Annotated in this window: 26 protein-coding genes; 19 read left to right on the top strand and 7 right to left on the bottom strand. The window is 34.4% G+C overall.

Features of this window, described 5'->3' with window-relative positions:
* Positions 1 to 221 precede the first annotated feature (221 nt).
* From NST60_RS23115 to NST60_RS23050, 14 genes are all read left to right on the top strand, one after another.
* Positions 222 to 659: a cytidine deaminase gene (locus NST60_RS23115; RefSeq protein ID WP_084668711.1), complete on the top strand. Its 438-nt coding sequence runs from the start codon at positions 222 to 224 to the stop codon at positions 657 to 659.
* Complete coding sequence (gene era / locus NST60_RS23110; RefSeq protein ID WP_016202981.1) at positions 646 to 1,560, top strand: GTPase Era; 915 nt, start codon at positions 646 to 648, stop codon at positions 1,558 to 1,560. The genes NST60_RS23115 and era overlap by 14 nt, the downstream gene beginning before the upstream one ends.
* A gap of 240 nt (positions 1,561 to 1,800) precedes the next feature.
* Positions 1,801 to 1,944 carry a YqzL family protein gene (locus NST60_RS23105; RefSeq protein ID WP_016202982.1) on the top strand — a complete coding sequence of 48 codons (144 nt, stop codon included), beginning with the start codon at positions 1,801 to 1,803 and terminating at the stop codon, positions 1,942 to 1,944.
* A gap of 33 nt (positions 1,945 to 1,977) precedes the next feature.
* Positions 1,978 to 2,733: a DNA repair protein RecO gene (gene recO, locus NST60_RS23100; protein WP_040343267.1), complete on the top strand. Its 756-nt coding sequence runs from the start codon at positions 1,978 to 1,980 to the stop codon at positions 2,731 to 2,733.
* 377 nt (positions 2,734 to 3,110) lie between these two features.
* A complete protein-coding gene (gene glyQ, locus NST60_RS23095; RefSeq protein ID WP_016202984.1) occupies positions 3,111 to 4,001 on the top strand; it encodes a glycine--tRNA ligase subunit alpha in 891 nt (296 codons plus the stop codon).
* Entirely contained in the window at positions 3,994 to 6,060 is a 2,067-nt protein-coding gene (glyS, locus tag NST60_RS23090; protein ID WP_169188854.1) for a glycine--tRNA ligase subunit beta, read from the top strand. The genes glyQ and glyS overlap by 8 nt, the downstream gene beginning before the upstream one ends.
* Before the next feature lie 213 nt (positions 6,061 to 6,273).
* Positions 6,274 to 6,924 (top strand): helix-turn-helix transcriptional regulator, encoded by a 651-nt coding sequence (locus tag NST60_RS23085; RefSeq protein WP_169189702.1) that lies wholly within the window; start codon positions 6,274 to 6,276, stop codon positions 6,922 to 6,924.
* Positions 6,917 to 7,747, top strand: a complete 831-nt coding sequence (locus NST60_RS23080) for a pyruvate, water dikinase regulatory protein (protein WP_016202987.1) — start codon at positions 6,917 to 6,919, stop codon at positions 7,745 to 7,747. Before NST60_RS23085 ends, NST60_RS23080 begins: the two co-directional genes overlap by 8 nt.
* Before the next feature lie 404 nt (positions 7,748 to 8,151).
* On the top strand, positions 8,152 to 8,613 hold the full coding sequence (locus tag NST60_RS23075) for a YaiI/YqxD family protein (protein ID WP_169188853.1): 462 nt from the start codon (positions 8,152 to 8,154) through the stop codon (positions 8,611 to 8,613).
* Between the two features lie 37 nt (positions 8,614 to 8,650).
* Positions 8,651 to 10,465 (top strand): DNA primase, encoded by a 1,815-nt coding sequence (dnaG, locus tag NST60_RS23070; RefSeq protein ID WP_169188852.1) that lies wholly within the window; start codon positions 8,651 to 8,653, stop codon positions 10,463 to 10,465.
* A 39-nt stretch (positions 10,466 to 10,504) separates the two neighbouring features.
* Positions 10,505 to 11,629: an RNA polymerase sigma factor RpoD gene (rpoD, locus tag NST60_RS23065; RefSeq protein WP_016202990.1), complete on the top strand. Its 1,125-nt coding sequence runs from the start codon at positions 10,505 to 10,507 to the stop codon at positions 11,627 to 11,629.
* Positions 11,630 to 11,779: 150 nt separating this feature from the next.
* Positions 11,780 to 12,319 carry a hypothetical protein gene (locus tag NST60_RS23060; RefSeq protein ID WP_016202991.1) on the top strand — a complete coding sequence of 180 codons (540 nt, stop codon included), beginning with the start codon at positions 11,780 to 11,782 and terminating at the stop codon, positions 12,317 to 12,319.
* A gap of 26 nt (positions 12,320 to 12,345) precedes the next feature.
* Positions 12,346 to 13,056, top strand: coding sequence for a tRNA (adenine(22)-N(1))-methyltransferase (locus NST60_RS23055; protein WP_169188851.1), 711 nt, complete (start codon positions 12,346 to 12,348; stop codon positions 13,054 to 13,056).
* Entirely contained in the window at positions 13,050 to 14,168 is a 1,119-nt protein-coding gene (locus tag NST60_RS23050) for a Nif3-like dinuclear metal center hexameric protein (RefSeq protein ID WP_328823071.1), read from the top strand. The genes NST60_RS23055 and NST60_RS23050 overlap by 7 nt, the downstream gene beginning before the upstream one ends.
* Positions 14,169 to 14,346: 178 nt before the next feature.
* Here the strand turns inward: NST60_RS23050 and NST60_RS23045 are convergent, their stop codons facing one another.
* Positions 14,347 to 15,288: a 4-hydroxy-3-methylbut-2-enyl diphosphate reductase gene (locus NST60_RS23045; RefSeq protein WP_169188849.1), complete on the bottom strand. Its 942-nt coding sequence runs from the start codon at positions 15,286 to 15,288 to the stop codon at positions 14,347 to 14,349.
* A 267-nt stretch (positions 15,289 to 15,555) separates the two neighbouring features.
* On the bottom strand, positions 15,556 to 16,134 hold the full coding sequence (vrrA, locus tag NST60_RS23040; protein ID WP_169188848.1) for a VrrA/YqfQ family protein: 579 nt from the start codon (positions 16,132 to 16,134) through the stop codon (positions 15,556 to 15,558).
* A 285-nt stretch (positions 16,135 to 16,419) separates the two neighbouring features.
* On the opposite strand from vrrA, the gene NST60_RS23035 reads away from it, so the two are divergent.
* Both NST60_RS23035 and NST60_RS23030 read left to right on the top strand, forming a co-directional pair.
* Complete coding sequence (locus tag NST60_RS23035; RefSeq protein ID WP_169188847.1) at positions 16,420 to 17,730, top strand: DEAD/DEAH box helicase; 1,311 nt, start codon at positions 16,420 to 16,422, stop codon at positions 17,728 to 17,730.
* Between the two features lie 20 nt (positions 17,731 to 17,750).
* On the top strand, positions 17,751 to 18,644 hold the full coding sequence (locus NST60_RS23030) for a deoxyribonuclease IV (RefSeq protein ID WP_016202997.1): 894 nt from the start codon (positions 17,751 to 17,753) through the stop codon (positions 18,642 to 18,644).
* Between the two features lie 53 nt (positions 18,645 to 18,697).
* On the opposite strand, the gene NST60_RS23025 is transcribed toward NST60_RS23030, so the two are convergent.
* Entirely contained in the window at positions 18,698 to 18,955 is a 258-nt protein-coding gene (locus NST60_RS23025; protein ID WP_016202998.1) for a DUF2624 family protein, read from the bottom strand.
* 290 nt (positions 18,956 to 19,245) lie between these two features.
* Here NST60_RS23025 and NST60_RS23020 point away from each other — a divergent pair, with 290 nt between their 5' ends.
* Positions 19,246 to 19,659, top strand: coding sequence for a Fur family transcriptional regulator (locus tag NST60_RS23020; RefSeq protein WP_016202999.1), 414 nt, complete (start codon positions 19,246 to 19,248; stop codon positions 19,657 to 19,659).
* 62 nt (positions 19,660 to 19,721) lie between these two features.
* Here NST60_RS23020 and NST60_RS23015 read toward each other — a convergent pair whose 3' ends face one another.
* The gene (locus tag NST60_RS23015; RefSeq protein WP_169188846.1) at positions 19,722 to 20,300 is read right to left on the bottom strand and encodes a hypothetical protein; all 579 of its coding nucleotides are present in this window, start codon (positions 20,298 to 20,300) and stop codon (positions 19,722 to 19,724) included.
* A gap of 170 nt (positions 20,301 to 20,470) precedes the next feature.
* On the opposite strand from NST60_RS23015, the gene NST60_RS23010 reads away from it, so the two are divergent.
* Positions 20,471 to 20,842, top strand: a complete 372-nt coding sequence (locus NST60_RS23010; RefSeq protein WP_016203000.1) for a DUF4190 domain-containing protein — start codon at positions 20,471 to 20,473, stop codon at positions 20,840 to 20,842.
* A 95-nt stretch (positions 20,843 to 20,937) separates the two neighbouring features.
* Here the strand turns inward: NST60_RS23010 and ispG are convergent, their stop codons facing one another.
* Positions 20,938 to 22,053, bottom strand: a complete 1,116-nt coding sequence (ispG, locus tag NST60_RS23005) for a flavodoxin-dependent (E)-4-hydroxy-3-methylbut-2-enyl-diphosphate synthase (RefSeq protein WP_198013196.1) — start codon at positions 22,051 to 22,053, stop codon at positions 20,938 to 20,940.
* Positions 22,054 to 22,293: 240 nt separating this feature from the next.
* Positions 22,294 to 22,614 carry a LysM peptidoglycan-binding domain-containing protein gene (locus tag NST60_RS23000; protein ID WP_016203002.1) on the bottom strand — a complete coding sequence of 107 codons (321 nt, stop codon included), beginning with the start codon at positions 22,612 to 22,614 and terminating at the stop codon, positions 22,294 to 22,296.
* Between the two features lie 180 nt (positions 22,615 to 22,794).
* Between NST60_RS23000 and NST60_RS22995 the strand changes: the two genes are divergently transcribed.
* Positions 22,795 to 24,474 (top strand): methyl-accepting chemotaxis protein, encoded by a 1,680-nt coding sequence (locus NST60_RS22995; protein ID WP_016203003.1) that lies wholly within the window; start codon positions 22,795 to 22,797, stop codon positions 24,472 to 24,474.
* 185 nt (positions 24,475 to 24,659) lie between these two features.
* Here the strand turns inward: NST60_RS22995 and NST60_RS22990 are convergent, their stop codons facing one another.
* On the bottom strand, positions 24,660 to 25,439 hold the full coding sequence (locus tag NST60_RS22990) for a DUF1189 domain-containing protein (RefSeq protein WP_016203004.1): 780 nt from the start codon (positions 25,437 to 25,439) through the stop codon (positions 24,660 to 24,662).
* Positions 25,440 to 25,578 lie beyond the last annotated feature (139 nt).

Raw genomic sequence — 25,578 nt, 5'->3', positions numbered from 1 at the left:
TAATTTTAAGACAGTATATATTACATAGGGTCAATGATAATGAGATTTGAAAACGCTAATTTTTTTCTTTAAAATAATTTATAAGCAAAAATTTTGCTGACAAAAAGGGATAACCATCCACTGTAAAATATTATTTTAAAATAAAGTTTGTTGAAAGAGGGATTGGCAACTCAAATACCTATCAACATTCAGTTAATACTCTTAATGTAAACTGCAAACGAATGAAAAAACAGCTAAAAGAAAAGAGGGATTTTATGAAAGTGGAACTTCTAATGGATGAAGCTAAGCTTGCTCGTGAGAAAGCATATGTACCATATTCAAAATTTAAGGTAGGCGCTGCTCTTCTTTCAGAAAATGGAACCGTTTATCATGGGTGTAATATTGAAAACGCAGCCTATAGCATGGCAAATTGCGCTGAAAGAACAGCGTTGTTTAAAGCTGTTTCAGAAGGTGATACTACTTTTAAGAAGTTAGTTGTCGTTGCTGATACAGACGGTCCAGTTTCTCCGTGTGGAGCATGCAGACAAGTAATTTCTGAATTATGTCCAAAAGATATGGAAGTAGTATTAACCAATTTAAAAGGCGATGTAAAAACATTGACAGTCGCAGAATTATTACCAGGAGCATTTTCACCGGAGGATTTAAATGAACATAAATAATCAAACAGAACATAAATCAGGATTTATATCTATTATTGGAAGACCGAATGTAGGGAAATCCACTTTTTTGAATCGTGTTATCGGTCAAAAAATTGCTATTATGAGCGACAAGCCACAAACAACTAGAAACAAAGTGCAAGGTGTATTAACAACAGATGATGCGCAGCTTATTTTCATCGATACACCGGGAATTCACAAGCCTAAACATAGACTCGGCGATTTTATGATGAAGGTTGCTCAGAATACGCTTAAAGAAGTGGATTTAATTCTCTTTATGGTGAATGCTGAAGAAGGGTTTGGTAAAGGAGAAGAATTTATTCTTGAAAAATTCCAAACAGTAAAGACACCGATATTCCTAGTTATTAATAAAATTGATACCATTCACCCAGATCAATTATTTACAATCATAGAATCTTATAAAGAAAAGTATCCGTTTAAAGAAATTATTCCTATCTCTGCTTTAGAAGGAAATAATGTGGAAACATTGTTGACGCAAATTAAGAAATATTTGCCAGAAGGGCCGCAATATTATCCAGCAGATCAAGTAACAGATCATCCGGAACGCTTTATCGTTTCTGAATTAATAAGAGAAAAAGCACTCCATTTAACGAGAGAAGAAATCCCTCATTCCCTTGCCGTAGTCATGGAGAAAATGGAGAGAAAATCAAATGATGTTATCAATGTGATGGCAACAATTATCGTGGAACGTGATTCTCAAAAGGGGATTATTATCGGCAAACAAGGTAGTATGCTGAAAGAAATCGGAAAAAGGGCAAGAATCGATATCGAAAATCTTCTTGGAAATAAAGTATATTTAGAGTTATGGGTGAAAGTCCAAAAAGACTGGCGTAATAAAATGACTCAGCTTCGTGATTTTGGATTTAGAGAAGACGAATATTAATAACCTATTTTTTAAAAGGCTGTTTTTAAAAGGATTGTTGTTTTCAATAGGAGGAATTTAGAAATATGTGTAGACTCCTGTGGGAAAGTGAACAGCTTTGTTTAAAAAAGCGGAACTGGTAATTAAAAATTATACATGCGATCAATTAACAATATTTTCGTCTCATGATTTTATAAAGACAGGCTATGATAAGATTAAGGTTGTAAACAGCTAGTTAAAAATCGAAAGGTGGGGTTTTACATGTTAGACTTTACCTGGAAAGTTTTTTCCCAAACAGGTAACATTGATACTTATCTACTTTTTAAAGAATTAGAAAAGGCTAATCATGAAATACCAGGAATGAAAGAAGAGGAACTAGCAGAACTTGATTATCCCATCTCATAGCACTGTCCTTATAGTAAGGGATGGTGAATGGTGATGCTGGAAAAGTGTGAAGGGATCGTAATTAGATCAATTGACTATAGTGAATCCAATAAAATAGTAACTCTTTATACGAGAGAATGGGGAAAGGTTGGGGTAATGGCTAGAGGTGCCAAAAAGCCAAACAGCAGACTTTCAGCTGTAACCCAACCTTTTGTCTATGGTTATTTTCTTGTCCAGCGTAGTAGTGGATTAGGACTTTTGCAGCAAGGCGATATTATTTCTAGCATGCGTGGATTAAAAGAAGATATTTTTCTTACTGCATATGCTAGTTATATAGTCGAGCTTACGGATAAGTGTACAGAGGAAAAAAAGCCAAATCCGTTTCATTTTGAATTATTGTTTCAAACTTTAAACTATATGAATGAAGAATATGATCCGGAAATATTAGTGAATATTTATGAGCTGAAAATGTTAAACAGTTTAGGGTTATATCCAACATTAGATCGTTGCGTTTTTTGTGGGGCAACCGAAGGCCATTTTTCTTTCTCGATTCGGGAAGGTGGGCTGATTTGTCATCAATGCTTGGAAAAAGATCCATATCATTATAAGGTTTCCCAGGCTACGGTAAAGCTTCTCCGCGTTTTTTATTATATGGATATTTCACGTCTAGGAAGTATCTCAGTGAAAGAGTCAACTAAGAAAGAGCTTAGTATGATTATTGATGCTTATTATGAAGAGTATTCTGGTTTGTATTTGAAATCCAAAAAATTTATTCAATCAATGAAAAATTTAGGGGATGCTTTTACATAAGGTTTAAATATAAATGACAAGTGGTTTAAGAAGATATAGACTTTAGCAAGGTTGACAATTTAAAAAAATTTCGATATTATTCATGTAAATAAGAGTGTTGTGGTGAATAGAAAGTAGTACTTAATTCTCCTCATGAAAAGCGAGCTTGGGACAGTGAAAGCCAGGTACATGAGCATTAAGGAAGGCGTTCTTGGAGCAACTGCGTATGAAAGTGGCTGTATTTATACAGCAAATAGGGTGGAACCGCGGGTTTACTCTCGTCCCTATGTCAAATATTTGGCATAGGGATGGGAGTTTTTTGCGTTCCTAAAAGAACAAACTCTACCTAAATCTATGCTGAATATACGTTTTATTAACTCGGAGGTGTATTAAAAGCAATGAATATTCAAAACATGATTTTAACATTGCAAAAACATTGGTCTGATTATGGCTGTATTCTTATGCAGGCTTACGATGTAGAAAAAGGGGCAGGAACAATGAGCCCATATACTTTTTTAAGAGCGATTGGTCCTGAGCCATGGAATGTGGCATATGTGGAGCCATCTAGAAGACCAGCAGATGGAAGATATGGAGAAAATCCAAACCGTTTATATCAACATCATCAATTTCAAGTAATTATGAAGCCGTCTCCAGATAATATTCAAGAATTATACTTAGATTCTTTAAGAGCATTAGGAATTAATCCACTTGAGCATGATATCCGTTTTGTAGAGGATAACTGGGAGAATCCCTCTTTAGGCTGTGCTGGGCTGGGCTGGGAAGTATGGCTTGATGGCATGGAGATCACTCAATTTACTTATTTCCAACAAGTTGGTGGTATGGAATGTAAGCCAGTGTCTGTTGAAATAACATATGGGATTGAGCGATTAGCGTCCTACATTCAAGATAAAGAAAATGTTTTTGATTTAGAATGGACAGATGGGTTTACGGTTAAAGATATATTTTATCAACCAGAATTCGAACATAGTAAATATACATTTGAAACATCTGATACAGAAATGCTCTTTAACTTATTTTCTATTTATGAAAAAGAAGCACATAGACAAATGGACGAGGGGCTAGTACATCCTGCATATGACTATGTTTTAAAATGCTCTCATGTTTTCAACCTATTGGATGCTAAAGGAGCAATTTCTGTTACGGAAAGAACTGGTTACATTGGAAGATGTAGAAATTTAGCGCGTAAAGTTGCAAAAACATTCTACGAAGAAAGAGAAAAGTTAGGATTCCCAATTTTAAAAAGCAAGGAGGGAGAAAGTCATGAATAAGAGAGACTTATTATTGGAGATTGGTTTAGAAGAAATGCCAGCACGCTTTATCTCTGCAAGTATTCTGTCCCTAAAGGAGAAGATGGAGGCTTGGCTTGCTGAGAAGCAATTAGGATATACTTCTGTTCAGGCTTTTTCTTCTCCTCGTAGATTAGCACTTCTTGTTGCTGGTTTAGATGAATCACAACAAGATATGGAAGAAGAAGCAAAAGGTCCTGCTAAACGTATTGCTCAGAACGAAGCTGGCGAATGGTCTAAGGCAGCTGAAGGTTTTACAAGAGGGCAAGGGTTAACCGTAGAAAATATTTATTTTAAAGAGATAAATGGTGTTGAATACGCTCATGTTAAAAAGTTTATTAAAGGGAAACAAACAAGTGAATTGTTACTAGAATTAAAAGATTTGATTCTAAGTTTAACATTCCCGAAAAATATGCGCTGGGCAAATAATGATTTACGCTATATACGTCCAATTAAATGGATTATCGCATTATTTGGAGAAGAAATTATTCCATTCTCAATTACTAATGTGGAGACCTCTAACGAATCACGTGGTCATCGTTTCTTAGGTGGAGAAATAGTATTTACTAATCCATCTGATTATGAGAAGAAAATGTTGGCTCAGTATGTGATGGTTAATGCAATAGAACGGAAAGAGGCAATTGTTTCGCAAATAAAAAAATTAGAAGAAGAAAACAATTGGATTATTCCAATCGACGAAGACTTATTAGAGGAAGTTACCAATTTAGTTGAGTATCCAACTGCGTTATACGGTACTTTTGAAGCGTCCTTTTTAGACTTGCCTACAGAAGTATTAATTACTAGTATGAAAGAACATCAACGCTATTTTCCTGTTAAATCGAAGGAAGGAGAGTTATTGCCTTACTTTGTAACCGTTCGTAATGGAGACCATCAACACCTAGACAAAGTTGCAAAAGGAAATGAAAAAGTATTAAGAGCGAGACTTGCGGATGCTGCATTCTTCTATAAAGAAGATCAAAAATTAATGATAGACGAACTTCTTAAAAAATTAGAAGCAATTGTTTATCATGAAGAGATTGGTACTTTAGCAGAAAAAGTAGCTCGTGTACGATTGATTGCTTCCAAGTTATCGGAAGAACTACATTTAACTACAGAAGAAAAACAAGATGTTGATAGAGCAGCACAAATTGCTAAGTTTGATCTCGTAACAAATATGGTCTATGAATTCCCAGAATTACAAGGATTGATGGGAGAGCGTTATGCCCTGCAAAAGGGAGAAAAAGAGTCAGTAGCTAAGGCTATTAACGAACATTATATGCCACGCCATGCTGATGATGAAACAGCTCCAAGCAATGTCGGGGCAGTGCTTGCATTAGCAGAAAAATTAGATACAATTGTTTCATTCTTTAGTATTGGATTAGTACCAACAGGTTCACAAGACCCTTATGCACTAAGAAGACAGGCAACAGGGATTGTGCAGACTCTTATGGATAAAAATTGGAGTATTTCTATTGAGCAATTAGTTGAACTTGCGATAAAAGCAATGCCTAATACTTCAAAAGTTACTGGTAAGGACTTAGTAGAATCAGTTCTTTCATTCTTTAAATTACGCGTGAAGCATATTTTACAAGAACATGGTATCCGATATGATATGATAGATGCAATATTAGCAGATAAAATCGGTGGAGCTGCACAGGTCTTAAAAAAAGCAAAAGTTTTGGAGCTTCATAAAGAAGATGCTAATTTTAAAGAAGGAATAGAAGCACTAAGCCGAATTATCAATATCTCTAATAAAGCAACAACGATTTCAACGGTCGATCCAAGTTTATTTGAAAACGAATATGAAAGTGAACTATATAATCGTTTTACAGCTGTTAAGGAAAAAATCAAGACAGATGTAAGCGAAGAAGAGTACTTCCAATTATTATTCTCGTTACAAGACGCAATCTCCGCATACTTTGACCATACTATGGTTATGGCTGATGATGAGAAGATTAAAGAAAATCGATTAAATCTGATGGTGGAGATAGCAAATTCTATTAAAGGATTTGCTGGCGTAAACGAAATAATTGTAAAGTAGAAAATAGGTCGTTTAATGAAAGCTAGGCAGGGAAAATCCCTACCTAGTTTCATTTTTGTAACAACATTCGGCATAATGAAAAGGATATACAGGAACTTTTAAAATTTATTGATTCAAAAGAGATAACCTTGGATTCTTTTTCTTTTGATTCTGCTTATTTCGTATATAATAGTTAGTAGATATCGTTACCTAAATGAAGGTGGTGAATAGGAAATCGAACTGAATAAACGTCAAGAAAAAATAATTGAAATAGTAAAAGAAAATGGTCCGATTACAGGTGAGCATATTGCAGATAAATTAAATTTAACAAGAGCTACCCTTCGACCAGATTTAGCGATATTAACAATGGCTGGCTTTTTAGATGCAAGACCTCGTGTAGGATATTTCTATACTGGCAAAAACTCAGAAAAGTTAGTGATAGATAATATCCGAAATATATTAGTGAAAGATTATTTTTCACACCCAGTAGTGGTTCATGAAAATTCCTCTGTCTATGATGCGATTGTAATTATGTTTACAGAAGATGTTGGAACCATTTTTGTCGTTGATGAAAACTCCACCTTAACTGGGGTGGTTTCCCGCAAAGATCTGTTGCGTGCAAGCATAGGTAAACAAGAGTTAAATTCTTTACCTGTGGCGATTATTATGACTAGAATGCCCAATGTCACGTATTGTTTTAAAGAAGATATATTAGTGGAAGTTGGCTGCAAGTTAATGGATCGAGAAATTGATGCACTGCCAGTCGTAGAAAAAACAGAAAGTGGTCTTCTTGTGATAGGAAGAGTTTCGAAGACAAATATTACTAGAGCGTTTGTAGACTTATCTAACAATCATAAAGGAACTGTGGAGGAACATAATGACTGAAAGACAAATTATTTATGTTGTATCTGATTCAGTTGGAGAAACAGCTGAACTTGTAACAAAAGCGGCGATTAGCCAATTTTCAGGACATAATGTAAATGTGTTAATTAAAAGGTTCCCATTTGTGGAAGATAAATCAAATATTCATGAGGTAGTTATGCAAGCAAAATTAGAACATGGAATGATTGCTTATACACTTGTCAAACCAGAAATTCGCAATTACATGAGTGAGTTAGCTCGTCAAGAGGGCGTGTATGCATGCGATATAATTGGTCCGATTATTGATCAATTTCAAGTGTTATGGGGAAAGACTCCTTTATATGAACCAGGACTAGTTCGAAAATTGGATGAAGACTATTTTAAAAAAGTCGAAGCGATTGAATTTGCTGTGAAATATGATGATGGCAGGGATCCAAGAGGGCTAGAAAAGGCAGATATTATATTAATTGGTGTTTCTCGAACTTCCAAAACACCTCTTTCTCAATTTTTAGCACATAAAAGAGTCAAAGTAGCAAATGTTCCAATTGTACCCGAGGTTGATCCACCAAAAGAATTATTTGAAGTTCCAGCAAGTAAATGTTTTGCATTAAAAATAAGTCCGACAAAATTAAACAATATAAGAAAAGAACGTCTTATCTCCCTTGGGTTAAGTGACCAAGCAAGCTATGCGCAAATTGAAAGAATAAAAGAAGAGTTAACCTATTTTGAGGATATTGTTAATCGTATCGGCTGTCCAGTTATTGATGTAACAAATAAAGCTGTGGAGGAAACAGCGAATATTATTCATAATTTGTACTATCGCTCCAAGTATAATGCAAATAATTAAGTATTTTTATAGAAGCTTAGAGTGGTAAAGACTTGGTTCTCCATGGGTAGAATCAAGTTTTTAATTGTTAAAAATGAGCAGATATACGCTCGTAATCAAATAGACTATCTTCCATGGATTTATTTTCATTACATATCTTTTTTTGGTTCTAGTATCGCATAAAAGGAATAATTATAGATAAAAAAAGATGGAATTTCAAGCGGATTTGTACTATAATAAAAAATTGTGATAAAAAAGTATCATATTTTAGGTTTAGACTTGGCTTTTTACGAATAAACTATTTATTGTGAGAAGTCAAGGAAAGGGATAAAAAAATTTTCGACATTACTTCTTTCGTGAAAAAATTATCTAGGAAGAAGGAATATGTGGAGTGATGTAGAATTAATAGTACATTAGGAAAACATATGATATATGTTGATGCAGATTCCTGTCCAGTAAAAGAAGATATTGTCGAAATAGCTTCTTCTTATCATTACAGGCTGCTATTCGTTGCATCTTATGCACATATGAAGAGAGAGAATGATAAGCAGAACTGGAAGTATGTGGATAGCGATAAAGAAGCTGTAGATTTATTTATTATGAATGCTACCAAGAAAAAGGATATTGTCGTAACTCAGGATATTGGTTTGGCCTCCACGTTATTGCTAAAATATGTTACTGTTCTTTCACCAAGAGGAGTAATGTATGAGGAAGAAACAATAAATGCTGCACTTGATATGCGCTATTTATCTGCTAAAGCTAGACGAAAAGGGGTATATGGTAAGGGGCCAAAACCATTTACAGAAGAGGACCGACAAAAATTCAGAAGAAATTTTATAAGGATTTTGTCGAAAAATGAAGGAGAATCGATTGGACACGTCGAATAATTTATTAGTAGGCTATAAGTAGGGAGATGTGTAGATAATGGTGGCACGCATTCCTGAAGAAAAACTCAATGAAATTAAACAAGCTACTGATATTGTTGAAATCATTGGAGAACATCTATCCCTTACAAGACAAGGGCGTAATTTCATCGGTCTTTGTCCTTTTCACGGCGAAAAAACACCTTCTTTTACCGTATCGCCAGATAAACAAATATTTCATTGCTTTGGCTGTCATGCAGGTGGTAATGTATTTACCTTTCTTATGGACTTAGAAGGTTCTTCTTTTGTAGAAGTGGCAACAAGTCTTGCGGACAGAGCGAATATTGACTTAGGAATAGAAGTAGCTGAACTGGAAAAGAAACCAGCAATTCCTAATGATTTACAGCAAATGATTGATGCACATGAACTATTATCTAAATTCTACCATCATTTGCTCGTAAATACAAAGGATGGTCAGCATGCATTAGAATATTTGACTAATAGGGGCTTTACTCTACCTATGATTGAAAAGTTCCAAATAGGCTATACACTTAATTCTTGGGATTTAGCTGTGAAATTTTTAGGGAAACGTAAATTTGATGTTTCACTATTAGAAAAAGCTGGTTTGATTGTAAAAAGTGAAAGGGATGAAAAATATTTTGATCGTTTTCGCGATCGAATAATATTCCCAATTAATGATCGAAATGGTAACACAATTGCGTTTTCTGGACGTGCATTAGGGGATAATAATCCCAAATATCTTAACAGTCCAGAAACACCAATTTTTAATAAAAGCAATACACTTTACAATTTTCATAAAGCAAGGCCTATAATACGAAAGCTTCAACATGTTGTTTTGTTTGAAGGGTTTGCAGATGTTATTGCTGCAAATAGAGCAGGTGTTGAAAATAGTGTTGCGACAATGGGAACCTCTTTAACAGAGGAACATATCGCAATACTAAAAAGAAACGCACGAAATATAACAATTTGTTATGATTCTGATTCAGCAGGGATAGAAGCAGCCTTTCGTTCAGGAAAGCTTCTTACAAAGGCTAATTGTGTTGTAAAAGTAGTAATGTTACCAGATGGAATGGACCCAGATGATTATGTGAACAAATTTGGGGAAGATAAATTACAGCAAGAAATTCTTCATGGAAGCATCCCTTTTATGGGATTCAAAATGCTGTACTATCGAAGAGGGAAAAACCTTCAAAATGAAGGAGATAAACTTGCCTATATCGAAGAAGTAATAGGAGAAATTGCTAAACTGGATAAGGCAGTAGAAAAAGATCTCTACTTAAGGCAACTAGCGGATGAGTTTTCACTTTCCCTAGAGGCGTTAAAACAGCAAGAGATGCAAATGGAACGATCGATTCCAAAGGAACAGGCTGTTGAGCAAAGTGTCGTTCCTGTGAAGCAATATACGGTGAAAAAAAGAGCGACTGGTTTGTTGCCTGCATATCATACCGCCGAAAAAAGACTGCTTGCACATATGTTTAAAAGTGAGGATATTGCCTACAAAGTGCAAAACTCATTACAGGGAAGAGCATTTAATATTGATGAACATCAAGCTATTTTCACTTATCTTCTTGCTTACTATGAAAAAGGTCTTGGCAATGATACAAGTTCTTTTATGAATTTTATTGATGATCCAGATTTACAACGGATTGTAGCTGAAATCGAAATGATGGAAGTGAATGAAGAGGTAAGTGAGCTAGAAATTAGTGATTATATGAAACAAGTCATTAATTATGAAAAAATGCTTGAAATAAAGGAAAAGAAACAATTGCTTAAAGAGGCAGAACGTCAAAATGACTATATAAAAGCTGCTCAAATAGGTATGGAAGTCCTTTTATTAGAAAAAACGTTAAAATAGGTATATCATTGTCTTGATTTTTTGGAAGGAGGGGGACATATGGCTGAAAAGTCTGCCCGTTCAAAAGAGATTGAAACGGAACTAACCCTTGATCAGGTAAAGGAACAATTAACAGAAGTAGGAAAAAAAACTGGTGTGCTCGCATATGATGATATCGCTGAGAAATTATCTAGTTTTGAATTAGATTCTCACCAAATGGATGAGTTTTACGAATTTTTAGGTGATCAGGGAGTCGAATTAATTGGTGACGGAGAAGAAGAAGCTCCGAATGTCCAAGAACTCGCTAAAGGGGAAGAAGAATTCGATTTAAATGACCTAAGTGTTCCCCCAGGTGTAAAAATAAATGATCCAGTTCGTATGTATTTGAAAGAAATCGGAAGAGTTGATTTGCTTTCAGCAGAAGAAGAAATTAACTTAGCAAAGCGTATATTGCAGGGTGACGAAGAAGCGAAACGTCGTTTAGCAGAAGCTAACTTGCGCTTAGTTGTAAGTATTGCAAAACGCTATGTTGGACGTGGAATGCAATTCTTGGATTTAATTCAAGAAGGTAACATGGGCTTAATCAAAGCTGTTGAAAAATTTGATTACGAAAAAGGATTTAAATTTAGTACGTATGCAACATGGTGGATTCGTCAAGCAATCACACGTGCGATTGCGGATCAGGCAAGAACAATCCGTATTCCTGTTCATATGGTTGAAACCATTAATAAATTAATACGTGTTCAACGTCAATTACTACAGGATCTTGGCCGCGAACCAACTCCTGAAGAAATTGGAGAAGACATGGATTTATCTCCAGATAAAGTAAGAGAAATATTAAAAATTGCGCAAGAGCCTGTATCTTTAGAAACGCCAATTGGTGAAGAAGATGATTCTCATTTAGGCGATTTTATTGAGGATCAAGATGCTACTTCTCCTTCAGAACATGCTGCTTATGAGTTGTTAAAAGAGCAATTAGAAGATGTTTTAGATACATTAACAGATCGAGAAGAAAATGTTTTAAGATTACGTTTTGGACTTGACGATGGTCGTACACGTACACTTGAAGAAGTTGGGAAAGTATTTGGTGTAACCCGTGAGCGTATTCGTCAAATTGAAGCGAAAGCATTAAGAAAGTTAAGACATCCAAGCAGAAGCAAACGATTGAAGGATTTCTTAGAATAAGCTAATTTAGCTTAAGTGGTCTTCAATATGATTCTATAAAGAAATAGTTTACTTCCTGTGAAGTAGCTATTTCTTTTTTTTAAGGTGAGACCAGTGTTTCTTTTTTAACTTTTATTTGATCATAAATACTTAAGGAAGTGATGCTTTAAAATGGATGATCAGAGAAAATTAATTATTGTTAAGGAAATTACTTATTGGAAAGAGAATAAAATGCTTCCAGAACATTATTGTGATTATTTACTCACATTATATACAGAAGGAAATGGTGTAGAAGAAAATAAGATAAGGAAAAAAAGAAATAGTGTATTCTTTCTGCCATTATTATTTTTTTCTTTCATTCCATTAACTATATTTTTATTATATTTTACTGAATTGTCTTTCATTTTGCAAATGGCTATTTCACTAATTTTTCTGATTTTTTGTTTTGTAGGAATTTTTTTGTATAATAAGAAACAGTTAAATGTTGATATACCAGCTGCTGTTGCTGCAATTATTTTTCTTTTATTTAGTGTAGCGTTTGTTTTGAAGTTTTTTTCCAATGCAATCATATTTTTATATATCATTTTATTCCTTAACTGTTTATTTTGGTATTTATGTGGAAAGAAATATAAGCTACTCTATTTTACGATTGCTGCTATAATTGGTGCTACTTTATTAATTATACTTGTCGTATCAAAGTATTTGCTTTAACTAGAATTTGAAATGTGGTGTAAATAATGAATACAGATAAATTATCGAAACGATTAGAAACCGTCGCCAAATACATACCTAGAGATTCAACGTTTGCTGATATAGGATCCGATCATGCATATTTGCCGTGCTATATGGTAAAAAGGAACGCTGTTCGTTTCGCCATCGCTGGAGAGGTGGTTGACGGTCCCTACCAATCAGCTATTAAACAGGTGAAACAAGAAGGATTAACGTCAAAAATATCTGTGCGAAAAGGTAATGGTCTTGAAGTAGTTGAAACAAATGAAGTAGATTGCATTACGATAGCAGGAATGGGTGGGGCACTAATCGCATCTATTTTAGAAAATGGAAGAGATAAATTAAAGAATGTTCAAAGATTGGTCTTGCAGCCAAATATTAGTGCAGTCTCTATTCGTGAGTGGCTGTTAAGAAATAATTGGACTCTAGTAGCAGAAGAAATATTAGAAGAAGATGGTAAAATTTATGAGATACTAGTGGCCGAAAAAGGGGATTCTTCTGCTTTATACGAAACAAGAGAAGAGAGCGCAATTTTATTTGGACCATTTTTAATGAAAGAAAGAAATGATGCATTTGTGAAAAAATGGAACTTAGAGAAAAAGAATTGGCAAAGGATACTTGCCCAGTTAGAAGCTGCACCTGAATCAGAAGAAAATATACAGAAACGCAAAGAACTGCAACAAAAGATAACATTAGTGGATGAGGTGAATAAATCATGAAGAATATTAATGGTTATGAAATAATATCTTTGTTTGAGCAATTCTCCCCTAAAGTATATGCAATGGAAGGTGATAAAATAGGGTTGCAGGTTGGCGATTTAAGTAAACCTGTAAAACGTGTCATGATTGCACTCGACGTACTTGACGAGGTAGTCGAAGAGGCAATTTCACAAAAAGTAGATTTAATTATCGCTCATCATCCACCGATTTTTCGCTCACTCTCCAAAATAACAATGGATAATCCATCAGGAAAAATAATGCATAAATTAATTAAGCACGATATTTCGGTTTATGCTGCACATACAAATCTTGATGTCGCAAAAGGCGGCGTCAATGATCTTTTAAGTGCTGCATTAGGATTACAGGAAACGCAAGTATTAGTGCCGACTTATGAGGATAAATTAAAAAAATTAGTTGTCTATGTACCTACAGACCAGGCAGAACAGGTAAAGAAAGCGATCGGTGATGCTGGAGCCGGGGCAATAGGCAACTATAGTCATTGTGTTTTTTCAACAGAAGGAATCGGTGAATTTCAACCTCTAGAAGGAGCTGATCCTTACATTGGAACTGTCAATAAATTAGAACATGTAGAGGAAGTGAAAATCGAATCGATTTATGCAGCTTCTAAAGAAAAGAAAATAATAAGAGCAATGCTTAAAGCTCATCCATATGAAGAAGTTGCTTATGATATCTATGATTTGCAAATAAGAGGGGAACAATTAGGTTTAGGTCGTATTGGTAAAGTAAAAGAGACGACCTTAAGAGAGTTCGCTAATCATGTCAAAAAAGTCTTTGAAGTAGATGGAGTCCGTGTGGTCGGAAATTTAGAGGCAAAGGTCAAAAAAGTTGCTGTCTTAGGTGGAGACGGTAATAAATATTATTCCCATGCTTTAATGAAAGGCGCGGACGTCTATATTACAGGAGATATGTATTATCATGTTGCCCATGATGCACAAGCTGAAGGGTTAAATATTATTGACCCTGGACACAATGTTGAAAAAGTGATGAAGATTGGGGTAACAAAGGTTTTAACAAAAATGTGTAAAGACAATGGCTATGAAGTGGAGATTTTCCCTTCTGTAATTCATACTGATCCGTTTACTTTTATTTAATGAGGATTATTGTAAATGAAAAGCAGACAAACTTTTTTTGGGTAGATTAAAGGCTTTGCCTGCTTTTTTATCTTGAAAAACAGAGCAGCCTGAATACAGCTTGCGCTCCATGGAGCGTTAAGTGTATTCAGGCTACGGGTGATTGCAACAAACTTTATAGAAACATCCTCTTCAAAGATTATTTTACCTTAACTTTTGGTAAAATCTTATTTAAAGGAACCTTCTTTTCGAACTGCCATGTACTTTCGTCTGTTGGATCATATTGATCCAGAAAATTTATAACCTCTTTTGTAATAGGGGTTGGAGTCGATGCACCAGCTGTTACTGCAACACTGCTTGCGTCTTTTAACCATTCTAGTTTGAGTTCTGAAATGTCTGCAATACGATATGCAGCCGTATGGGCAATTTCTTCAGAAACTTGTGCTAAACGATTGGAGTTATTGCTCTTTGGATCGCCAACAACAATTAATACGTCAGCTTCCCCTGCCTGTTTTGCAACCGCTTCTTGTCTTACTTGTGTTGCTAAGCAGATTTCTTTATGGAATTCAGCCTGCGGGAAATTTTTCTTAATATTCTCCATTAAATCAGCAACATCCCATTGACTCATCGTTGTTTGGTTTGTCACAAGAATTTTATCTTGATGAATTTTTAAGCTGCTAACATCTTCAAGAGTTTCTACCAATGATACTGCATGTGGAGCAACACCAACGGCCCCCTCTGGTTCAGGATGTCCTTTTTTCCCTATATAAATTATATAGTAACCCTCTTTGACCTTTTCTTTAATTAAATCATGTGTTTTTGTTACATCTGGGCAAGTAGCATCTAACGTTACTAACCCTTTTTCTGCTGCTATTTTACGAACCTCTGGAGATACACCATGCGCAGTGAAGATGACTGTTCCAGAATCTACTTTTTCTAATATTTCTTTTCTATTTTGACCATCTAAAGTGATAATACCTTCTTCTTCAAATGCATCTGTTACATGTTTATTGTGAACAATCATCCCTAGAATGTAGATAGGACGAGGCAATGTTTTATCTAAAGCAGCATTTCGCGCAATTACCATAGCATCGACAACTCCATAGCAATACCCTCTTGGTGCAATTTTTATGACTTTCATTCTCCGATTCCTCCTGCACGATACTTCTATAAACAAATATATTAAGTAAATGTACTAATATTTCTTAAATAATGTAACATGTCTATTATATATAACATACGAGAGGTTTACAAAGTATATGTGTCTGGAAAAAAGACCACATAAAAATATTTAAAAAAATACTGACCAAACAAGGTGAAAGCCAATATAGATTCATTAAAAAAGGTATTGTAAGAAACCTTGAGTCTGAATCGATTTATTGGTTATTGCTTGTAAGGTCAGAAGTACTTACACATATAATTTTGGCTTAGGGGCACCTGTAGGCTTTTCCGGTGCTAAATCAATTTCAAAATCATCTAGTTGATCATCAATTGCATTTGTTTGCTTCTTTGGTTTTTTTGCTGGTTTTTCACTTTTTACTTTATCTGTTGTTTGTTCCGATACTTCTAATTCGTCTGTTTCTTTACTTGAGCTCGTTAATCCTCTGTACATTTTCCAAATAGCAGGGATGTTTTTTACCATTGGTCCATATTGATTAATCATTGGACCAAGTTGACTTGCGGTATTAAGAAACTTTTGAGAATTTGCTAAAAATCCATTTATGGATGAAGGGTTAGTTAAAGTCTTTAACAACCCTCCGCCTGCAGATGCTGCACTTCTAGTACTTGCGTTTGTAGCAGCTCCTGCAGCATTATTGCCTCCTCCAAGTAATTTGGATAATAATCCGCCGCCACTCCCACTCCCTCTGCTAGACGCTCCACTTCTGCCCATAGCGCCTCCAGGAAAGTTAGTTGGACCTCTCATTCCTTGCATTCTACCGCCCATTGGTGGTCCTTGGAACGGTCCCCGTTGCCTTGGTGGCATCATATAAAAACGCCTCCTTTCACTAATACTACTTTATAGAATATGCATTAGATATCAATATGTTTAGGTTTTACAAAGAAATAATGGATAGCTGCGTCGGTTAAGATAAAAGCTAGAATTAGGGATAATAAGCAATTTATTGATTCAATGGTATTGGAAAAAATAAAAAGGGCACTCGTATAGCCTTTTAAGCAAATTTTTATTATAATTAAATGATGGACAAAAGAGCTATAGATAAATGTCAAATCTGTGCACACTCATTTATCTGGCTATTAAGGAGTTTTATATATGAGTAATAATCAATTTAAACAATACGAATTAAAACCATTTATTATAGATGCAATTGATGAATTAGGTTTTTATGAGCCTACTGAAATTCAGCAGAAAATAATTCCCCTTGTTTTAAAAGGCGAGAGTGCGATTGGTCAATCACAAACAGGAACTGGTAAAACTCATTCATATATTTTGCCAATCATTCAAAAAATTAATGTGGAGAAGCAAGCAGTACAAGCAGTTATTACGGCACCTACTAGAGAATTAGCTAATCAAATTAATCAAGAAATTTTGAAAATTATTAAGCATTCAGAACAGCCAATTACATCACGCCTATTTATCGGTGGAACAGATAAACAGCGTTCGATAGAAAAGTTAAAAACGCAGCCACAGATTGTTGTTGGTACACCAGGAAGAATTAATGATCTTGTCAAAGAACAAGCGTTATTTGTGCATACAGCAAAAATTCTAATTGTCGATGAGGCAGACCTAATGCTTGATATGGGCTTTATCGAAGATGTTGATCAAATTGCAGCAAAAATGCCAAAGGATTTAAGTATGTTTGTATTCTCAGCAACTATTCCTAAGAAATTAAAACCATTCTTAAAGAAATATTTAGAAAACCCAACGTATGTTCATATAGAGCCAAAGCAATTAACAGCAGCAAAAATTGAACATATTTTAATTCCTTCTAGACATCGAGATAAAATTACAACTGTATATGAAGCATTAATTAGTTTTAATCCTTATCTTGCAATTGTATTTACCAATACAAAGCAAATGTGTGATGAAGTTGCTAATGGTCTATCAAACAAAGGACTTAAAGTGGCTAGACTTCATGGTGGCTTAACACCGCGTGAACGCAAAAAAGTAATGAAGCAAATTCTTGATTTAGAATTCCAATACATTGTGGCAACAGATTTAGCAGCAAGAGGAATTGATATAAAAGGAATCAGTCATGTTATCAATTATGAGTTGCCGACAGACTTAGATTTTTATGTACACCGTGTAGGAAGAACAGCAAGAGCAGGTTATTCCGGAATTGCTTTAACTATTTATGAGACGTCTGATGAAGACAAGTTAAATCAATTAGAAAAACTCGGTGTAGAATTTAAGCATATGGATCTTAAGAAAGGTGAATGGGTTGAGTTAGAAGATCGTAACCGCCGTAAAAATCGCAAAAGGCAAGTAGATGAAATTGACTTAAAGGCTAAATCGCTTGTCAAAAAGCCGAAAAAGGTAAAGCCTGGTTATAAGAAGAAAATGCAGCAACAAGTAGAAACGATTAAAAAGAGAGAAAAAAGAATTAAGAGTAGAAAAAAATAAGGAAAAGAGGAGTGAGTAGGTTGTTGAAAATTGGTTCACATGTATCAATGAGCGGAAAAAAAATGTTGTTAGGAGCAAGTGAAGAAGCAGTCTCCTATGGGGCAAATACTTTCATGATCTATACAGGTGCACCCCAAAATACAAGAAGAAAGAAAATAGAAGACTTAAATATTGCTGCAGGACAACTGCATATGGAGCAAAACGGGATTGAAGATATCATCGTTCATGCACCATATATTATTAATATTGCTAATACTACGAACCCAGCTACTTTCGAATTGGGCGTAAACTTTCTACGCAGTGAGATAGAAAGAACAGAAGCATTAGGAGCAAGACAGATTGTGCTTCACCCAGGTGCCCATGTAGGAGCTGGAGCAGAAGTAGGCATTAAAAGGATTATTGAAGGCTTAAATGAAGTGCTGACAGGAAATGAAAACTTGCAAATCGCCCTTGAAACAATGGCTGGAAAAGGATCTGAATGTGGCTGTACTTTTGAAGAGTTAGCAATGATTATGGATGGCGTTACACATAATGATAAATTATCCGTATGCTTTGATACATGCCATACCCATGATGCTGGATACAATATTGTAGAAGATTTTGATGGGGTATTACAAGAATTCGATCGAATCGTAGGAATCGATAAATTAAAAGTATTGCATATTAACGATAGCAAAAATATCCTTGGTGCCAGAAAAGATAGACATGAGAATATTGGTTACGGTCAAATCGGTTTTGAATCATTAGTGAAAATTGTTCATCATCCACAACTAGAAGATGTACCTAAAATATTGGAAACTCCATATGTTGGTACTGATAAAACGAATAAAAAAGCACCTTATAAGCATGAAATCGCCATGATTAAAAATAAAGCATTTAATGAAAACTTATTGCAGGAAATCTTACAAAGTTAAAAAACGCTCATTCGAGCGTTTTTTATTTCAAATAGTAAGTTAAGTATCCTAGTTTACTGCTCTGCAAATAAATTAAATAAATCGTTTAGTTCCTTTGCTGTAGCAGGACTTGTCAGTTTAGCTACCTCTCTGATTAACTGTGCGCGTTCATTAGGTTTGAAAATATTTACTTTTCGACCATTAAGATGATTAGCAAGCTTTACAGCTTCCTCATTTGTAATCTTAATTTTGAATTGTTTGCTGTATTTCAGTAATTCAGTAGAGGTTATGTTGTTTATTTTGTGATTGATTATGTTTTCAAAAATTTTCATGTCATCACTCCCCATTCTAACATATGAGGGGAGAGGTAAAAATGTGCTAATTTTTTTGTTTCTTTATTTTATCTTATAAAAATGAAGATGTCTTTACAATAATCAATCGTTCTTGTATACTGATTCTGAACCATTAGAGCTAATAAATCGTAATGATTACTATAGATTTTTTATTTGCTTAATATTGTATGGCTGTTAATATTGGAGCGGAAAAAGACCCGGATTTTTTCTCCAAAAGATTAACGTATAATTACTATTATGAAAAATGAAGCAGAAATGAGGTGGAGAAAATGAATGTTCAAAGTGCACTCGATATCTTAAAGGAAAAAGGATATAAACATACAGACAAACGAGAAGATATATTAGCTTTATTTTCTAATGAAAATAAATATTTAACAGCAAAAGATGTATTAGAAGCATTAAAGGATGATTATCCAGGATTAAGCTTTGATACGATATACCGTAATTTATCCTTATTTGAAGAATTAGATATATTTGAAATGACAGAGTTAAATGGAGAAAAACATTTTCGTTTTACTTGTTCTCACCATCATCACCACCATCATTTCATTTGCTTAGACTGTGGAAAAACAAAAGAAATTATTACTTGCCCAATGGAAGAACTAGCAGAAAATTTAAAAGGCTACGATGTTTCTGGTCATAAATTTGAAATATACGGTAAATGTCCAGAGTGTCGAAATTAAAAAAACGAAGCATATCTTAAAGATATCGCTTCGTTTTTTGATGGTAATTTTCCCATAAATATTTACTTTACAGAAGACTTTGCCCATTCTTCCACCCACTCATACGCTTCATTCCATGTAGTTACCCGTTTAACTCCATTAGGGATCGGCTTTCTATTATAAGGTGTGTCAAAGAGAATAACTGGAATGCCTAATTCTTCATGAAGCATTACAGCATTATCGTGTTTATCTTCAAAAAATATATCGACCTTCTGTTTTTTGGCGGCAGCTATTTTATGATGGGAACCAATTAATTCAATATGATCAAAACTAATTCCATGATTAATAAACCATTCTTTTGTTAGCTCTAGCATTCCTTCACCTCTTGCGCTAATAAATATTAGCTCATGTTGTTTTGCCCATTTTTGAAGGACAATATTTGCTCCTTCAGCAAGCGGTGATGCTGTATAAATTCTTGCTTCATTTTCTACAAACCAATTGTCAAATTCTTCATTAGATACATTCACTAATGGATAAAATTCATATTGTACGATATCTTCTAATGTGATATTTAACTGAAAGCTTTCGTTTAAAAAGGGAACAAATGTAGCCGGGCTTGTTACTGTTCCATCAATATCGATTCCAAATCGCAATTTTTTCATTTTTTGCTCCTTTTTCCATTGTTGTTCTTATCTAGCTTATCAAATAATAATGATTTGGAAAAGCAAAGCATTTAAAAAAGGAGGATATCATGTAAAACATTAACAGACATAGTAACAGTGAATTTGGTGATGATAATAAATGCTCCTATTAAAGAAAGCGAGGGATCATCATGCCAGATCAAAATAGCAATGAAGGATACAGTCACGATTTTCAAGATAGAGAGCGAACTGGAACACCTGTTGATTACTTGGAAGAAACATCAGCAGAAATAACACCTCCAATGACATATAATGCTACAACTCGCCCAGTGACCTCTGATGTTGAGAGAGATAGGGAAGTAGTAGGCGGAAAAGGAATTGGGATTACGGCGTTGCTGATTTCTATCTTGTCTTTATTTGTAATGCCTATTATATTAGGGATTGTCGGGATAGTATTAGGATTCGTCGCTAGAAGCAGGGGAGCAAGTGCTCTTGGGACATGGGCTATTTCACTAGGTGCAATTTCCATTATTATAGGAATTTTTATCGCCCCATTCTTTTAACGATAAGTGGGAAATCAAAAAAAATCTAACCTCTCATTGTGAGAGGTTAGATTTTCTAAGAAGGATAGAAAAGAAAAGCTTTCTCTGTTAGCTAATTATGGTTGCACAACAGTGCCATCTTCCTTTTCCTCTGCTGCTTTTTTCGCAAAATATTCCTCAGCGATTGCATCAATTTCTTTTTTCAATTCTTCTACCATTGTTTCCTCTGGAACTTTACGGACTATTTTACCTTTACGGAATAGTAAACCTTCTCCACGGGCACCAGCAATACCTATATCAGCTTCTCTTGCTTCCCCTGGACCATTTACGGCACAGCCAAGAACAGCAACTTTAATCGGTGCTTTTATGGTAGAGATGTATTCTTCTACTTCGTTTGCAATACTAATTAGGTCGATTTCAATTCGTCCGCAAGTAGGACAAGAAATTAACGTTGCTGCATTGGAAGAGAGTCCGAATGATTTCAACAGTTCTCTGGCAACTTTTACTTCTTCAACAGGATCAGCACTTAAGGAAATACGTAATGTATTACCAATTCCTTTACTTAAAATAGCGCCTAAGCCAGCAGCACTCTTAACAGTACCAGCAAATAATGTTCCAGATTCCGTTATACCTAAATGTAAAGGATAGTCAAATGCTTTTGCTGCTTTTTCATATGCTTCAATCGCTAAGTTAACATCAGAAGCTTTCATGGAAACGATAATATCATGAAAATCAAGGTCTTCTAATATTTTTATGTGGTGAAGAGCACTCTCGACCATTCCATCAGCAGTTGGATAACCATATTTCTCCAAAATTTTCTTCTCTAAAGAACCAGCATTAACACCAATTCGAATAGGAATTCCTTTTGCCTTCGCAGCTTTCACAACCGCTTCCACTTTTTCTCTTTTCCCAATATTACCTGGGTTGATTCGTATCTTATCTGCTCCGCCTTCAATTGCTTTTAAGGCTAAACGATAATCGAAATGGATATCCACTACTAGTGGTATATTGATTTGTTTTTTAATGTCACTAATGGCTTCTGCAGCACGTTCATCTGGACATGCTACTCGGACGACCTGACAACCAGCTTCTTCTAAACGTTTAATTTCGGCAACTGTTGCCTCAACATCATGGGTTTTTGTAGTTGTCATACTTTGAATAAATAGTTCATTACTTCCCCCAATTGTTAAGTTACCAACTTTAATTGGGCGGGTTTTTGTACGATGTATAATTTCACTCAAGGGTGATTCGCTCCTTTTATATTGGACAAGCCAAAATAATTAGCTTTTTATTTAATCTTGATATCCTTACCTATTGTAACAATGAATCATTGATATTGACAAGAAACTTGCTGAAAAAGTGAATTGGCTTTTTACTGGGAAACCTACTACTAAAGGGAAAAGCTTTTATGTACAAGAGAATATAAAAAAACTTCCTCAAAATAGATTATTTTCGGAAGATTGTTTTTATGTTTATTTATATATCGGGAATAAATATGTTTTTCCAATTTGTATGTCCTCAGGTTTGAGCCCATCATTTAATTTTTGAAAATCAGTTACAACTGTCTCAAGACTAACAGATAGACCGCCAGTGGAATATTGTTCGATAATCGAAAGGACGGTATCGCCAGATTGAACTGTTTGTTCAAAATATAAGGATGAATCCTGAGGGGTGCCCTGTACTTCAATTGTAGGTTCTTGTTCTTGGTTGGAGGAAAGTGTCCCTTCGTTTAGATCAATATAGATGACATAAATTGTAATTAAAATAGCAAAGGTAATAAAAAACCTTTTCATCCTAAATCCCCCTAAACTAGTTATAACAAAATATATGCTTGTCCAATAAGGTTTAGAACAAATTAAGAGTATAGGAAAGTAGGGGTGGGTAAATAGTCATGAAAATTAATATTAAATTACCTAATCTTTACATGTCCTTAATAAATATTTGTGACAATGTTGACTAGGGGGGACAGCTGGATGAAAAAAATTAAGGACAAGCTTTCTATACAAAATCGGTTATTTCTTTTTATTTTGCCTTTATTTATTATTACCATTTTGATTTTAACTTTTATCTCCATTAACAGTTCTGAAAAGATGACAATTAAGATGATGCATGAAAGATTAGAGAAGGAAACCAGTACTATTTATGTAATGGCCCAAAATACAATGCTAATGTATGTTGGACAGGAAGAGAAATTTCAATCAAAAATGGAACAAATAATTAGAGACCAAGATGCTAGTTTTGCTAAAGAAGGGTTAAATGCTTCCTTCTTTTTGCTCTCAGAAGCTGAAGTTAAGCCATTTAAAGTAAGTCAGACTTCCCAGTTCAAGTGGGAGGATTCCTTTATTCAAAAAGTAAAAAAATTAGAAGCAGGCGTATTAGAGACAAAGTGGAATGGTCAAACATATACAGTAGCCTTTCAACACATTCAAGAGTTAAAAGGGATTTATTTATTAGTAATTCCACAAGAAGAATACTTACATAATGTTAATCAGTTAAAAAATAGTTTATTGCTCTTTTCGGTATTGAGTATTGTCATTATAGCAATTGTTATTCTTCTTTTTGTTAAAACAATGGTTAGCCCACTATTAAAATTGCGAGAAATTATGAGAGTAGCAAGAGATGGTCAATTAGCAGAAGTTACGTCAATAAAAACGTCTATTCCAGAAATCAACTCGTTAATTAATAGTTATAATTTATTAATAAAGAGATTAAAACTTCTTTTATCAGATATGCATGCTACTAGTACTCATTTAGCTAAAACGAATAATATTTTACAAATGGAAGCACAGCAGATGATTGAAAGTGGTGTAACACTTTCTGAGATGATTAGTGCCGTAAAAAATGGAGCGGAGCAAACCGCTGTTAGTTCAGAACATAATATAACTGTTTTTCAAGAGATGAAAGCATTAAGTGAGCAAATTGAAGAGAGCAGCCAAAAAATAAATGAGCATACAGAAAAAATGAATCGTGCTGCAATACTAGGTGAAGAAAATATGAATAATTTATTTGCTAGTCAACATTTGCTGCAAGACAAAGTGACGGTTATATATAGTAATAATGATTTATTGAATAAACACGCTTTATCAATAAAAAATGTAGTAGAAGATATAAAGGGACTTGCTGAACAAACAAAACTTTTAGCTTTAAATGCAACTTTAGAAGCAGCAAGGGCTGGCATCCAGGGGAAAGGATTTGCGGTGGTTGCCAATGAAGTGAAAAAACTTGCTGTTTTATCATCAAAATCAGCGGAAGATATTAAAGCTTTCACACTTGATATGGATCATATCATACAAAAATCATCAACCGATTTAGAAGATATCCAACTTAATTTTGCGAAAAGTGATGAATTAGCTAATAAGGCTACCGTTTCTTTTAATCAGTTATTACAGGGAATTTCTCTCGTCAATGAAGGATTAAAAGATAATCATTATTTACTAAATGAGCTACAAGCATTTTTTCCAAAAATGGAGCATAGTACGTTACATGTTACATCGATAAGTCAACAAACCCTTGCAAGTTCAGATGAAATGAAGAAGATAGGCGAAATACAACAGGATAGTATTCAGGTAAATGCAGATATAAGTTCCAGACTTTCGAAGCTAGTGGCGAAACTTGAGGAAAACATAAAGATGGATGAACAAAAAGATAATTAATTTATCCCACTCTTAACGGACAGTAAGACCCTAATCTAAGCTTATGAAAATTCGAAGAAGAAGGGTAGGAGATCAACTGTCCGTATAGGTCTGAATGGTTAGTTTACGTTATGAAAACAACCTTTTATATAAAAAGCAAAAACTACATGTAGATAGTTTTTGCTTTTTAATGTTGTATAGGACATTTAAGGTTGGAGAGGTTTTTCCGGTTGAACTTCTTTAATAGCTAAGCAAACAAGGAATAAGCTAATAAACCAATTTAATAAATAACCACTAGGAACAATTGTTTGTAAACAGTCCATAATAGCAAAGAAAATAACGGGAATAGTTGTGCTATATACAGTTATTTTCCAGCACTGTGCAAACGTTAATGTTCTGCCAAAAATCTTGGAGAAAAAGCTGCCGAACATAGCAAGTACGAGTGTTTGCAAGACTTTGTAAATAAGCATGAACAAGATATAGATAACCACTAAAATAATAATAAACACATAGGCTAATGAATCCATCGTTTGAATAAATTCAATAAGCTCCTCATTTGTTAAGGAGATATTCCCAAAAGAAGAATAATCAAATGTTTGAGCCTGTCCAGACGTTACAATTACGAATTCATTTTTTAAAAGGGCTACGGTATTTCCATAAGAATTAATTTTCGCATGATCATAGGTTCCAGAAGAATCCACAATAATGGTTAAATCAGGTTTCTCAATAATAGTTGGTTCTTTATCATTATCTGTATGGAGTGTATTATCACTTATTGTAAAAGAAGGAACTTCTTCTTCCATCGTTACACTAAACGTATGTATTGCTTCATTAATACCTTTATTTAAATAATATAAATTAGGTAGTGATGCAATAATGGTTAATAGCACCAAATAAATAATGGTCTTTCCGATACCTTGAAAACGGAAGCTTGCTATATCTTTTGGAGAATAGAGGCTTCGATAAAACTGCTTAAAAATATTCATTCTGACACATCCTTCAAAAGTTTCATCCTTATTGTATCTTTTTACAACCAATAGATACAAGTCCGAGCATTTGATTTGCATAAAAAAGTATGATAAACATGAGGCAGGGATATGTTATATTAGACAGAAGAAAAGGGGA

Origin of the sequence: Niallia sp. FSL W8-1348, assembly GCF_038006745.1 — a bacterium.
Classification (GTDB): Bacteria; Bacillota; Bacilli; order Bacillales; family Cytobacillaceae; genus Niallia; species Niallia alba.
This window is presented reverse-complemented; position numbering and strand designations above follow the sequence as displayed.